Origin of the sequence: Thiopseudomonas alkaliphila (assembly GCF_001267175.1) — a bacterium.
In the GTDB taxonomy this organism is placed as follows: domain Bacteria; phylum Pseudomonadota; class Gammaproteobacteria; order Pseudomonadales; family Pseudomonadaceae; genus Oblitimonas; species Oblitimonas alkaliphila.
In genome coordinates, this window is record NZ_CP012358.1 from 2077913 (window position 1) to 2089531 (window position 11619).

Below are 11619 nucleotides of genomic sequence, written 5' to 3' on the forward strand. Positions count from 1 at the left end.
TTATGGCAAATCACGAGCAAAAACGCGATAACCGCGAAGATAGCCGCGACGAAGGCTATATCGAAAAATTAGTGCAAGTTAACCGTGTTGCTAAAACCGTAAAAGGTGGTCGTATCTTCACTTTCACCGCGTTAAGCGTAGTGGGTGATGGTAAAGGTCGCGTAGGTTTTGGCCGTGGTAAGTCACGTGAAGTCCCTGCAGCCATTCAAAAAGCAATGGAAGCAGCACGTCGCAACATGATCCAAGTGGATCTGAACGGTGTAACTTTGCAGTACCCAATTAAATCTGTTCACGGTGCTTCACGCGTTTACATGCAACCTGCTTCGGAAGGTACGGGTGTAATTGCTGGCGGTGCAATGCGCGCTGTTTTAGAAGTGGCTGGTGTTCAAGACGTACTCGCTAAGTGCTACGGCTCTACGAATCCAATCAACGTTGTTTACGCAACGTTCAAGGGTCTGAAAAATATGCAGTCCCCTGATTCAGTAGCAGCTAAGCGTGGCAAGAGTGTCGAGGAGATTCTCTAACCATGTCTCAAGCAACTGTTAAAGTGACTCTAGTTAAGAGCACAAACGGCCGTTTGGCTAATCATAAAGCCTGCGTACGTGGCCTCGGTCTACGTCGCATTGGTCACACCGTAGAGGTTCTGGATACTCCAGAAAACCGCGGCATGATCAATAAAGCTTATTACTTACTCCGTGTGGAGGGCTAAGCCATGCAATTGAACGATTTACGTTCTGCACCTGGTGCTCGCCGTGAGAAACTTCGCTTAGGCCGTGGTATCGGTTCTGGTCTAGGTAAAACTGCTGGTCGTGGTCACAAAGGTTTGACTTCACGTTCAGGCGGTAAAGTTGCTCCGGGCTTCGAGGGTGGTCAACAGCCTCTGTACAAGCGTTTACCTAAGTTTGGTTTTACCTCACGTATGGCGCTTGTGCGTGCTGAAATCCGTACTTCTGAACTTGCAAAAGTGGAAGGCGACGTTGTTTCTTTGCAAACTCTGCGTGAAGCAAACCTGATTAACGCTAGCGTTAAGCGCGTTAAAGTTATGCTGTCAGGTGATGTGACTCGTGCAGTAACTTTGCAAGGCATCGGGGCTACCAAAGGTGCCCGTGAAGCTATCATCGCAGCAGGCGGTAAGATCGAGGAATAAATGGCTAAGCAAGGTGCTCTCTCAGCGTTAGGTGGCGGCGGATTATCCGAGCTTTGGGCTCGTTTGCGCTTTCTATTCATGGCGATTATCGTTTATCGAATTGGTGCGCATATTCCGGTACCAGGAATTAACCCCGAACGACTCGCTGATCTGTTTCGACAGAACGAGGGAACCATTCTCAGTCTATTCAATATGTTCTCAGGCGGTGCGCTAGAGCGTATGTCTATTTTTGCCTTGGGGATCATGCCGTATATTTCGGCGTCGATCATCATGCAATTAATGACAGCGGTTAGCCCACAGCTTGAGGCGTTGAAGAAAGAGGGTGAAGCTGGTCGTCGTAAGATTAGCCAGTACACCCGTTACGGCACCTTGGCGTTGGCTTTGGTTCAGGCATTTGGTATGTCTATGGGCTTGGCCGGTCAAGGTGTTACTTTCGCAACCGACTTCAGCTTCTACTTTACAGCGATCACTACCTTTGTAGCGGGCGCAATGTTTATGATGTGGCTGGGTGAGCAAATTACTGAGCGTGGTATCGGTAACGGCATTTCGATGCTGATTTTTGCTGGTATTGTGGCAGGTTTGCCGTCGGCGATAGGACAATCTTTTGAATCTGCGCGTCAAGGAGACATTAACATTTTCGCCTTAATGGCGATCGGTTTGCTTGCCGTTGCGATTATTGGTTTCGTTGTGTTTGTGGAGCGTGGTCAGCGTCGTATCGCTGTGCATTACGCAAAGCGTCAGCAAGGCCGCAAAGTGTTTGCAGCACAGCAAAGTCACTTACCTTTAAAAGTTAATATGGCTGGGGTTATCCCTGCTATTTTTGCGAGCAGTATCTTACTGTTCCCGGCTTCTTTAGGTCAGTGGTTTGGTCAGTCTGAAGGCATGGGTTGGTTAGCTGATCTGTCACAAGCATTAGCGCCTAACCAGCCGTTAAACATTATTCTGTTTACCGCAGGGATTATTTTCTTCTGCTTCTTCTATACAGCTTTAATGTTTAACCCGAAAGATGTTGCGGAAAACCTTAAGAAATCTGGTGCGTTTATCCCAGGTATCCGTCCCGGTGAGCAATCAGCACGCTACATTGATGGCGTACTTACTCGCTTAACGGTGTTCGGTTCCTTATACATGACGGCCGTATGTTTGTTGCCGCAGTTTCTTGTGGTGGCGGCAAACGTTCCGTTCTATCTTGGCGGGACCTCGCTGTTGATCGTTGTTGTGGTTGTAATGGACTTCATTGCTCAAGTACAATCGCACCTCGTTTCTAACCAGTACGATTCCCTGATGAAAAAAGCAAACCTGAAGGGCTATGGCAGCGGCATGATCCGCTAAGCACTAGTTCGTAAGGTTGGAGGAGTGGGTAATGAAAGTTCGTGCATCAGTAAAGAAACTATGCCGTAACTGTAAGATCGTACGTCGCGACGGTGTCGTACGTGTGATCTGTAAAGCAGAACCGCGTCACAAACAGCGCCAAGGCTAATTTGTGTTTGCGTCAATAATCTAGCAGCTAGTGCGCTGCTAGGTTGATTAATGATTATTACAGCGTTAAACTCTTGCGCCCTTTCTTGGCTTCCGGGGCTCAGGTAGCTGTCAATTGGAGTTTCACTGAATGGCCCGTATTGCAGGCGTTAACATTCCGGATAACAAGCATACTGTTATCTCGCTGACCTACATCTACGGTGTAGGACGCACAACTGCACAGAAAATCTGTGCCGCGACTGGCATTGCTCCAGAAGCGAAAATTAAAGATCTAAGCGAAGAGCAGTTGGATCAATTACGTGGTGAAGTAGCTAAGTTAACTACTGAAGGTGACTTACGCCGCGAAATTAACATGAATATCAAACGCTTGATGGACTTAGGTTGCTACCGTGGTATTCGCCATCGTCGTAGCTTACCACTTCGCGGTCAGCGCACTAAAACTAACGCGCGTACTCGTAAAGGTCCACGCAAACCAATCCGTAAATAATCGTATTGGTTTCTAGATAGGAATTTGATCATGGCTAAACCAGCTGCTCGTGCTCGTAAAAAAGTAAGAAAGACGGTGGTTGATGGCATCGCCCACATCCACGCTTCTTTCAACAACACAATTGTTACTATTACTGACCGTCAAGGTAATGCTCTGTCTTGGGCAACCTCAGGTGGTTCAGGATTCCGTGGTTCGCGTAAAAGTACGCCGTTCGCTGCGCAGGTTGCTGCTGAGCGTGCGGGTCAAGCGGCCCTCGAATTTGGTTTGAAAAACTTAGAAGTTAACGTTAAGGGCCCAGGTCCTGGACGTGAGTCTGCAGTTCGTGCGTTAAACGGCTGCGGCTACAAAATTTCTAGCATTACAGATGTGACGCCTATTCCGCACAACGGATGCCGTCCACCTAAAAAACGTCGCGTGTAATCAAGGAGACAGTGAAAAATGGCTCGTTACATTGGTCCAAAATGCAAACTGTCTCGTCGTGAAGGCACAGATCTTTTCTTGAAAAGTGGTGCGCGCGCGATTGAGTCAAAATGCAACTTAGAAACCGCACCTGGTCAACATGGCCAACGTCGCACTCGCTTATCTGAGTACGGCTTACAGTTGCGTGAAAAACAAAAAGTACGTCGTATTTACGGTGTACTAGAACGCCAATTCCGTGGCTACTACAAAGAAGCAGCGCGCCGTAAAGGTGCAACCGGTGAAAACCTGCTGCAATTGCTGGAATCACGTTTAGATAACGTGGTATACCGCATGGGTTTTGGTGCAACTCGCGCTGAGTCCCGTCAACTGGTTTCGCACAAAGCGATCACCGTAAATGGTAAGACGGTAAACATTCCATCTTTCCAGGTACAACCAGGTGATGTAGTGGCTGTTCGCGAAAAAGCGAAAAACCAATTACGTATTTCCCAGGCTCTCGAACTTTGCGCCCAACGCGGTCGCGTAGAGTGGGTTGAGGTGGATACTGCGAAGAAAGAAGGTACGTTCAAAAGCGTTCCTGCTCGTAGCGATTTATCAGCCGACATCAACGAAAGCCTGATTGTCGAGCTCTACTCCAAGTAAGGGCTAGAAAATAGGTGTATCCATGCAGATTTCGGTAAATGAGTTTCTAACCCCACGTCAAATTAATGTTGATCAGGTTAGTCCAACCCGCGCCAAAATTACGCTCGAGCCGCTCGAGCGTGGTTTTGGACATACTTTAGGCAACGCGTTACGACGCATTTTGTTGTCTTCAATGCCCGGCTGTGCAGTGGTAGAAGTCGAAATTGACGGTGTGTTGCACGAGTACAGTGCCATTGAAGGAGTGCAGGAAGACGTCATCGAAATCCTGCTCAACCTCAAAGGCTTGGCCGTGATTATGCACGGACGTGACGAAGCCACCCTAAGCCTGAGCAAAAAAGGGCCGGGTGTGGTGACTGCTGCCGATATTCAGTTGGATCATGATGTTGAAATCGTCAATGGCGACCACATCATTGCCCATTTAGCTGACAAGGGTGAGTTAAACATGAAGTTGCGTATTGCGCGTGGTCGTGGCTATCAGCCAGCCGACGCACGTACGCAAGACGACGATGAAAGCCGTTCAATCGGCCGTCTACAACTTGATGCGTTATACAGCCCGGTTCGCCGTGTGGCATATGTGGTAGAAAATGCTCGTGTTGAGCAGCGTACTGACTTAGATAAGTTAGTCATCGACTTAGAGACCAATGGCACTTTAGATCCTGAAGAAGCCATTCGTCGCAGCGCAACTATTCTTCAGCATCAATTGGCTGCTTTCGTTGATTTACAAAGCGAAGAGCCAGTTGAAGAAGAGAAACCAGAAGACGAGATTGATCCTGTCTTACTGCGCCCTGTGGATGATTTAGAGTTAACCGTGCGTTCCGCTAACTGCCTCAAAGCAGAAAGCATCTACTATATTGGTGATCTGATTCAGCGCACCGAAGTAGAGTTACTGAAAACGCCAAACCTCGGTAAGAAATCTTTAACTGAAATTAAAGACGTTCTGGCTGAGCGTGGTTTATCTCTGGGTATGCGCCTCGACAACTGGCCGCCTGCAAGTCTGAAGAAAGACGACAAGGCCACGGCCTGATCGTCATTACCACCAACGAGAGAGTTTGGTAAGGAATTGAATCATGCGTCATCGTAAAAGTGGCCGTCACCTAAGCCGTACTAGCGCCCACCGCAAGGCTATGTTCCAGAACATGGCTGTGTCGCTGTTCGAGCATGAGTTGATCAAAACCACATTGCCTAAAGCTAAAGAATTGCGCCGCGTAGCCGAGCCGCTGATCACTTTAGCCAAAGAAGACAGTGTTGCTAATCGTCGTTTAGCCTTTGACCGTACTCGCTCGAAAGAAGCGGTAGGCAAGTTATTCAACGATTTAGGTAAGCGTTATGCAACCCGTCAGGGTGGATACCTGCGCATCTTAAAGTGCGGTTTCCGTCCAGGTGACAACGCACCTATGGCTTATGTGGAGCTGGTTGACCGTCCGGTAGCTGGTGAAGTAGAAGCAGAATAAACCTTAGGGTTTATTTAAAAAAGCCGAGCCTAGTGCTCGGCTTTTTTGTGGCTAATCATATTTGATCAAAGGTGAAGGATGCAGGGCTTAAAGCGCAAACTGGTGTATGTCAGCTTATTTGAAACCATTGCCATAGTACTGACCATGTTGCTGTTAATGCTGCTAGGGCATGATTCTGCGCACTCTGGCGCGGTGTCGGTGGTGATTTCAGTGATTGCGGTGGTATGGAATCTGATTTGGAATTACAGCTTTGAAGCCTGGGAAAGGCGGCAAACAGTTAAAGGTCGGAGTATTCGACGCCGATTGGTGCATGCAGTGGGCTTTGAGTCGGGTCTGGCCTTGATGACGATTCCCTTATTGGCTTGGTGGCTTTCGATTGGGGTATTTGAAGCTTTGGCCTTGGATATTGGCTTGTTGTTGTTCTTTTTGTTGTATACCTTTGTCTTTAACTGGGGCTTTGATCGAATCTTTGGTTTGCCAGAATCGGCCCTGTGATTTAGCTTAGGTGCAGTTAGTCAATGATGTGAGGAGCGGCAGATGAGTAAAAAAATTGCAGTGATTTTATCCGGTAGTGGTGTGTATGACGGCAGTGAGATTCACGAGGTAGTGCTGACCCTGCTTCGTTTAGATCAATTAGGCGCTACGGTGCAGTGCTTTGCTCCTGATATTAAGCAACACCATGTCATTAATCATCTAACCGGCGAAGAGATATCAGAGACGCGCAATGTGTTGCTTGAGTCGGCTCGCATCGCCCGGGGCAATTGTAAAGCGGTGACGGAATTAACGGCCGCTGAGTTTGATGCAGTGATTTTACCCGGTGGCTTTGGCGCGGCAAAAAACCTATCAGACTTTGCCTTTAATGGCGCCAATTGCACGGTAGAACCAGCCACCTTGGCTGCGGTACAAAGCTTTGTGGCTGCTGGTAAGCCGGTGGGGTTAATGTGTATTGCTCCGGCCTTAGCGGCTAAGTTTTTTGGACAGGGCGTGCTGTGCACCATTGGTACCGATACCGCCACCGCCGAGGCACTAGAGCAAATGGGTGCCCAGCATCAAACCTGCACGGTAGATGCGTTGGTGATTGATGAAAAAAATAATCTAGTAACCACTCCAGCTTATATGTTGGCAGAAAACATCAGCCAAGCGGCTGAGGGTATTTTTTCTTTAGTGGAAGAGATTGTAAAGAGGGTCTAAATAAATAATTAACACTCCACTAGTAAGTGCAAGAGTGGAGTGTTAGCTTGAAAGTTTGGTAGTAATAATTTTATTCTGAGTTAGTGTGGCGACAGTTTGATGGGAAAAAAGTGTTCATATCTGGTGATTCTAGAGTACATATCCATACAATAGGTCCACTGTAGTTGGACTCTGATGATGTGTCCATAATTTTTGTAGTTGCATCATTTCTGTAAGGTATTAGCATGACTTTTTTATCATCTAAAGAGCTAATACTCGTTCCTGTAATAGTAATGCTTATTTGTCCAGGATTACTATTATCACCGATTACTAAAGACTTCACATATCGTGACTGATTAGTCCCTTCTTGATTTTCCGTGAGTCCTACTTCCTGATTGTTTTCTGGTAATTTTCCTTCGGTTTGAAAGTATTCTGTTACTGCTAATTTGGCAAAAGATGTTAAAGAGAGCACTTCGGCCATTTTAGTACGATTCGTATAGTTCTGGTAAGAAGGTAGTGCAATTGCTGCCAAAATACCAATTATTGAAACTACAATCATTAGCTCAATTAGAGTGAACCCTTTTTGTGTTGATATATGCATGACTAAACTCCATTTTATTACATGAGAAGTACATCGTATACAGACTGGTTAAGTATAGTGGGATCTTTAAAAAAAACTAAAATTTATAGGGTAAACGAAGGTCTAGTCCGTGAAAAATATGTGGGGATTTTTAGATACTATAATTTGTTAACTGCTGAGCGCATTTAAGAAAATTTAATAAATAATATAAGCTAGAGATTCTATGTTGCAGCTTTTATTTTTAGACTTGTGCACAGTTAAACAATTTTTTGTTAAAGGGTAGGCTATTAAATGGAGTTATCAAGCGGCTTAATAGGTATGGCAGGACAAATTGTCAAATTAGGTTTGGCAGACTATAAAAAGGTTTTAAATTCTGTTGCAGATGCTAGGCTGGCGGGCCAGCCAATTATTTCTTGGCTAGTGCATAATAAAATTGTCACTTCTCGGGAAGTGATGACATTAGCTACAAGCCAATTTGGAGTAGCTAGTTTTGATTTAAGCTGTTTTAAAATAAAATTACTGAGTAAAGATTTACTTAGTGAAAGAATTGTTCGTAAACACCGAGTATTACCTTTAGCTAAGCGAGGCAATCTGCTTTATGTTGCCTTGGCAGACCATGGAGATCAGCTTGTACTTAATGAAATAAAATTTACGACTGGCTGTGCTGTTGAGCTAGTCGTAGTAGAGCAAGATAAATTGGATCTGCTTATTGAGCAACTTTATGACAGCTTGCTTGAGAGTTTTGAAAGTCTGGCTGATGAAGTCTTAGAAGAGTCTGAGTATATTGAAATACAAAATGAGCTAATAATAGATGCTATAGATGAGGCTCCTATAGTTAAATTTGTAAATAGTATATTATTGCGTGCTATTAAAATAGGTGCTTCAGATTTACATTTTGAACCCTATGAAAATAGTTATAGAGTTCGCTTTCGTACTGATGGGATATTGCATGAAGTAAGCAAGCAGCCTGTAGGTTTACGTGATCGGATCTCTACACGGCTCAAGGTTATGGCTAGCATTGATATTTCTGAGCGTCGTAAACCACAAGACGGAAGAATTAAACTAAAGGTATCATCGGTAAAGTCTATAAATTTTCGAGTTAATACTTTACCTACTTTATGGGGTGAAAAAATTGTGCTAAGGATTTTAGATTCTGATAGTACAAAACTAGGAATTGACTCGTTAGGCTATGAGTCAGCACAAAAAAAGCTTTATTTAGAAGCTTTAGATTTACCCCAAGGTATGATTTTAGTGACTGGGCCTACTGGCTCGGGTAAAAGTGTATCTTTATATACAGGAATCAATATTATCAACACTGTAGAACGTAACATTTCTACTGCAGAAGATCCTGTGGAAATCTGTTTGGAAGGGATTAATCAAGTTAATGTTAACTTCAAGCAAGGAATGGATTTTGCACAAGCTTTGCGTGCTTTTTTACGACAGGATCCTGATGTAATAATGATTGGAGAAATTCGTGACTTAGAAACTGCAGAAATTGCAATTAAGGCGGCACAAACTGGACACATGGTAATGTCAACTTTACATACAAATAGTGCTGCAGACACTCTTACACGTCTACGTAATATGGGAGTAGCAGCCTTTAATTTAGCTATTTCGATTAATTTAATCATTGCCCAACGGTTAGCTAGACGTTTATGTAATATATGTAAGTCTGTTAAGAAAATACCAGTTGATGTTTTATTGCAGGAGGGTTTTAGCTTAGAGCAAGTAGGCACTTTTAAGGTATATGAGGCTGTTGGCTGTGATAAGTGTAATGCGGGATATAAAGGGCGAATTGGAATTTATGAAGTGGTGAAAATTACACCTACATTACAAGCTATTATTATGGAAGGGGGGAATCCTATTGAAATTAACCAACAAATACGTAAAGAAGGTTTTAATGATCTACGCACTTCAGCGTTAGAGAAGGTAATTCAGGGAGTTGTTAGTTTAGAAGAGGTGAATCGAGTAACTAAGGATTAATAAACATGGAAATTAAGAAGTCGCCTAAAAGCTATATGTATGTTTGGCATGGTAAAAGCAGGCAAGGGAATAAGTTAAGTGGTGTTATTAATTCGCATGATATTAATATTGTAAAGGCTCAGCTAAGAAAGCAGGGAGTTCTGCATGCTAAGGTGAAAAAGAAAGGTATCACCTTTGGTCGCGATAAAAAAATTAAATCCATGGACATAACCGTCTTTACTCGGCAAATGGCCACCATGATGCAAGCCGGGGTGCCTTTATTACAGTCGTTTACCATTATTATTGAAGGCTTAGACAATTCCAATATGCGTAAATTACTAGAAGCTGTGCGTAATGATATTGCTGGGGGTAGCAGTTTTGCAGGAGCTTTACGCAAACACTCACTATATTTTGATGAGTTGTACTGCAATTTAGTGGCCTCAGGCGAAACGTCGGGAGCTTTGGAAACTTTGCTTGATCGAGTAGCGACCTATAAAGAAAAGTCAGAGGCGCTTAAATCTAAAATTAAAAAAGCCATGAACTACCCGATTGCTGTAGTGGTGGTGGCAGCTGTTGTGACGAGTATTTTGCTATTAAAAGTGGTACCACAGTTCCAGGAGATCTTTGAAGGTTTTGGGGCTGAATTGCCTGTATTTACGCAATTGGTAATTGGTATTTCAGAGTTGCTGCAAGAGTATAGTTTATATGTGCTGATAGGCTTAGTACTGTTACTTTATGCTGCTCGTAGGACGTTGCGCCTATCAGAGCAGTTGCGCAATCGTGCGGATAAAATACTGCTAAAAATGCCGATAATAGGTGATATTTTATATAACTCTGCTGTGGCTCGTTATGGGCGCACCTTAGCTACAACCTTCTCAGCCGGCGTACCTTTGGTTGATGCGTTAGATTCAGTTTCTGGGGCAACGGGTAACGTGGTTTTTAAAAACGCAGTGCAGCAAGTAAAAGCCGATGTATCTACCGGTGTGCAGTTACACACTTCAATGATGTCGAGCGGAGTATTTCCTCCTTTAGCACTGCAACTGACTGCCATTGGTGAAGAGTCAGGTGCGCTAGATACCATGCTAGAAAAAGTTGCCACTCACTATGAAGCCGAGGTAGATAACGCGGTAGATGGTTTAACTGCGTTACTAGAGCCAATCATTATGTCAGTGCTAGGAGTATTAATTGGTGGGCTAATTATTGCCATGTACCTGCCAATCTTCCAGATGGGTAACGCGGTTTAAACTATGAATGATTGGGTAATGGTATTAGAGCAGCCTGCAGTATTTATCACCTGCGCCTTGGTGCTGGGGCTGTTGGTAGGCAGCTTTTTAAATGTGCTGGTGTATCGTCTGCCAAAAATGCTGCAGGCCGACTGGCAACAACAAGCCAAAGAGATTCTAGCCGAAGCCCAGCCAGAAACGGCCGTAATCCCAGAGCTTGATTCCGCGAAACCACGTTTTAACTTATTGGTACCACGCTCAGCCTGTCCCCATTGCCAGCATGTGATTAAGCCATGGGAGAATATTCCACTGCTTAGCTGGCTGGCGCTTAAAGGCAAGTGCTCGGGTTGCCAGCAAGCCATTAGTAAACGCTACCCATTTGTGGAACTGGCCAGCGGCATTTTATCGGCAGTGGTGGCCTGGAAACTTGGCTTTGGCCTACCGGCTATGGCTATGTTGCTGTTGACCTGGGGGCTACTGGCGATGAGCCTGATTGATGCCGATCACCAACTGCTGCCCGATATTTTAGTGCTGCCGCTGCTTTGGCTGGGCTTACTGCTCAATACCCAAGCGATGTTTGTCAGCTTAAGTGATGCGGTATTGGGAGCTGCTATCGGTTATCTAAGCCTGTGGAGTATTTACTGGCTATTTAAGCTGATTATGGGCAAAGAAGGCATGGGCTACGGTGATTTTAAGCTGCTGGCGATGCTGGGCGCTTGGGGCGGCTGGCAAGTCTTACCGCTAACAATTTTGCTGTCTTCGTTAGTAGGCGCAGTTTTGGGTATTATTATTTTGCGCTTACAAAAAGAAGGCATGGAAAAACCCATTCCCTACGGCCCTTACCTCGCTTTCGCCGGCTGGATCGCCTTACTCTGGGGCAACCAAATCACCCAAGCTTATTTAGGGTTTGCGGGGCTCTGAGTTTTACCTCCAATCGTCGTGCCGGACTTGATCCGGCATCTGGTGCAGGTTGTGTGGTGCTGCCATGGGTCCCGGGTCGAGCCCGGGAAGACGGTGGGAGGAGAGCGGTTTAATACCTATCGAGCGTGAGCTGATCCTCTCAA

General features: G+C 45.2%; 16 protein-coding genes. 15 read left to right on the forward strand and 1 reads right to left on the reverse strand.

All coding sequences use genetic code 11. The annotated features are described in order from the left end of the window. Positions 1 to 2: 2 nt before the first annotated feature. The 12 genes from rpsE to elbB all read left to right on the forward strand — a co-directional run bounded on the left by rpsE (position 3) and on the right by elbB (position 6811). Positions 3 to 524 carry a 30S ribosomal protein S5 gene (gene rpsE, locus AKN87_RS10085; RefSeq protein ID WP_053100991.1) on the forward strand — a complete coding sequence of 174 codons (522 nt, stop codon included), beginning with the start codon at positions 3 to 5 and terminating at the stop codon, positions 522 to 524. Between the two features lie 2 nt (positions 525 to 526). Continuing rightward, on the forward strand, positions 527 to 709 hold the full coding sequence (gene rpmD / locus AKN87_RS10090) for a 50S ribosomal protein L30 (RefSeq protein ID WP_053100992.1): 183 nt from the start codon (positions 527 to 529) through the stop codon (positions 707 to 709). A gap of 3 nt (positions 710 to 712) precedes the next feature. Continuing rightward, positions 713 to 1147 carry a 50S ribosomal protein L15 gene (rplO, locus tag AKN87_RS10095; protein WP_053100993.1) on the forward strand — a complete coding sequence of 145 codons (435 nt, stop codon included), beginning with the start codon at positions 713 to 715 and terminating at the stop codon, positions 1145 to 1147. After that, positions 1148 to 2476, forward strand: coding sequence for a preprotein translocase subunit SecY (gene secY / locus AKN87_RS10100; protein ID WP_053100994.1), 1329 nt, complete (start codon positions 1148 to 1150; stop codon positions 2474 to 2476). Between the two features lie 31 nt (positions 2477 to 2507). Beyond that, entirely contained in the window at positions 2508 to 2624 is a 117-nt protein-coding gene (rpmJ, locus tag AKN87_RS12150) for a 50S ribosomal protein L36 (RefSeq protein ID WP_027590520.1), read from the forward strand. 129 nt (positions 2625 to 2753) lie between these two features. After that, the gene (rpsM, locus tag AKN87_RS10105; protein ID WP_053100995.1) at positions 2754 to 3110 is read left to right on the forward strand and encodes a 30S ribosomal protein S13; all 357 of its coding nucleotides are present in this window, start codon (positions 2754 to 2756) and stop codon (positions 3108 to 3110) included. Between the two features lie 30 nt (positions 3111 to 3140). Then, complete coding sequence (rpsK, locus tag AKN87_RS10110; protein ID WP_053100996.1) at positions 3141 to 3530, forward strand: 30S ribosomal protein S11; 390 nt, start codon at positions 3141 to 3143, stop codon at positions 3528 to 3530. A gap of 18 nt (positions 3531 to 3548) precedes the next feature. Continuing rightward, positions 3549 to 4169, forward strand: a complete 621-nt coding sequence (gene rpsD / locus AKN87_RS10115; protein WP_053100997.1) for a 30S ribosomal protein S4 — start codon at positions 3549 to 3551, stop codon at positions 4167 to 4169. A gap of 22 nt (positions 4170 to 4191) precedes the next feature. Next, positions 4192 to 5193, forward strand: a complete 1002-nt coding sequence (locus AKN87_RS10120) for a DNA-directed RNA polymerase subunit alpha (protein ID WP_053100998.1) — start codon at positions 4192 to 4194, stop codon at positions 5191 to 5193. Between the two features lie 43 nt (positions 5194 to 5236). Then, positions 5237 to 5620 carry a 50S ribosomal protein L17 gene (rplQ, locus tag AKN87_RS10125; protein WP_053100999.1) on the forward strand — a complete coding sequence of 128 codons (384 nt, stop codon included), beginning with the start codon at positions 5237 to 5239 and terminating at the stop codon, positions 5618 to 5620. Positions 5621 to 5698: 78 nt separating this feature from the next. Continuing rightward, the gene (locus AKN87_RS10130; RefSeq protein WP_053103338.1) at positions 5699 to 6115 is read left to right on the forward strand and encodes a PACE efflux transporter; all 417 of its coding nucleotides are present in this window, start codon (positions 5699 to 5701) and stop codon (positions 6113 to 6115) included. A gap of 42 nt (positions 6116 to 6157) precedes the next feature. Then, on the forward strand, positions 6158 to 6811 hold the full coding sequence (elbB, locus tag AKN87_RS10135; protein ID WP_053103339.1) for an isoprenoid biosynthesis glyoxalase ElbB: 654 nt from the start codon (positions 6158 to 6160) through the stop codon (positions 6809 to 6811). Between the two features lie 70 nt (positions 6812 to 6881). Here elbB and AKN87_RS10140 read toward each other — a convergent pair whose 3' ends face one another. Beyond that, positions 6882 to 7391, reverse strand: a complete 510-nt coding sequence (locus AKN87_RS10140; RefSeq protein ID WP_053103340.1) for a pilin — start codon at positions 7389 to 7391, stop codon at positions 6882 to 6884. Between the two features lie 270 nt (positions 7392 to 7661). Between AKN87_RS10140 and pilB the strand changes: the two genes are divergently transcribed. Genes pilB through AKN87_RS10155 form a run of 3 tightly spaced genes read left to right on the forward strand, consistent with a single transcriptional unit; the run spans position 7662 to position 11476 of the window. Beyond that, complete coding sequence (gene pilB / locus AKN87_RS10145; protein WP_053103341.1) at positions 7662 to 9353, forward strand: type IV-A pilus assembly ATPase PilB; 1692 nt, start codon at positions 7662 to 7664, stop codon at positions 9351 to 9353. A 5-nt stretch (positions 9354 to 9358) separates the two neighbouring features. Beyond that, entirely contained in the window at positions 9359 to 10576 is a 1218-nt protein-coding gene (locus AKN87_RS10150) for a type II secretion system F family protein (RefSeq protein WP_053103342.1), read from the forward strand. A gap of 3 nt (positions 10577 to 10579) precedes the next feature. Beyond that, a complete protein-coding gene (locus AKN87_RS10155; RefSeq protein WP_053103343.1) occupies positions 10580 to 11476 on the forward strand; it encodes a prepilin peptidase in 897 nt (298 codons plus the stop codon). Positions 11477 to 11619: the final 143 nt, after the last annotated feature.

Excerpts from the sequence above, each read along its gene's own strand:
- rpsE (WP_053100991.1), top strand. The coding sequence starts at position 3 with ATGGCAAATCACGAGCAAAAACGCGATAACCGCGAAGATAGCCGCGAC.
- rpmD (WP_053100992.1), top strand. The coding sequence starts at position 527 with ATGTCTCAAGCAACTGTTAAAGTGACTCTAGTTAAGAGCACAAACGGC.
- rplO (WP_053100993.1), top strand. The coding sequence starts at position 713 with ATGCAATTGAACGATTTACGTTCTGCACCTGGTGCTCGCCGTGAGAAA.
- secY (WP_053100994.1), top strand. The coding sequence starts at position 1,148 with ATGGCTAAGCAAGGTGCTCTCTCAGCGTTAGGTGGCGGCGGATTATCC.
- rpmJ (WP_027590520.1), top strand. The coding sequence starts at position 2,508 with ATGAAAGTTCGTGCATCAGTAAAGAAACTATGCCGTAACTGTAAGATC.
- rpsM (WP_053100995.1), top strand. The coding sequence starts at position 2,754 with ATGGCCCGTATTGCAGGCGTTAACATTCCGGATAACAAGCATACTGTT.
- rpsK (WP_053100996.1), top strand. The coding sequence starts at position 3,141 with ATGGCTAAACCAGCTGCTCGTGCTCGTAAAAAAGTAAGAAAGACGGTG.
- rpsD (WP_053100997.1), top strand. The coding sequence starts at position 3,549 with ATGGCTCGTTACATTGGTCCAAAATGCAAACTGTCTCGTCGTGAAGGC.
- AKN87_RS10120 (WP_053100998.1), top strand. The coding sequence starts at position 4,192 with ATGCAGATTTCGGTAAATGAGTTTCTAACCCCACGTCAAATTAATGTT.
- rplQ (WP_053100999.1), top strand. The coding sequence starts at position 5,237 with ATGCGTCATCGTAAAAGTGGCCGTCACCTAAGCCGTACTAGCGCCCAC.
- AKN87_RS10130 (WP_053103338.1), top strand. The coding sequence starts at position 5,699 with ATGCAGGGCTTAAAGCGCAAACTGGTGTATGTCAGCTTATTTGAAACC.
- elbB (WP_053103339.1), top strand. The coding sequence starts at position 6,158 with ATGAGTAAAAAAATTGCAGTGATTTTATCCGGTAGTGGTGTGTATGAC.
- AKN87_RS10140 (WP_053103340.1), bottom strand. The coding sequence starts at position 7,391 with ATGCATATATCAACACAAAAAGGGTTCACTCTAATTGAGCTAATGATT.
- pilB (WP_053103341.1), top strand. The coding sequence starts at position 7,662 with ATGGAGTTATCAAGCGGCTTAATAGGTATGGCAGGACAAATTGTCAAA.
- AKN87_RS10150 (WP_053103342.1), top strand. The coding sequence starts at position 9,359 with ATGGAAATTAAGAAGTCGCCTAAAAGCTATATGTATGTTTGGCATGGT.
- AKN87_RS10155 (WP_053103343.1), top strand. The coding sequence starts at position 10,580 with ATGAATGATTGGGTAATGGTATTAGAGCAGCCTGCAGTATTTATCACC.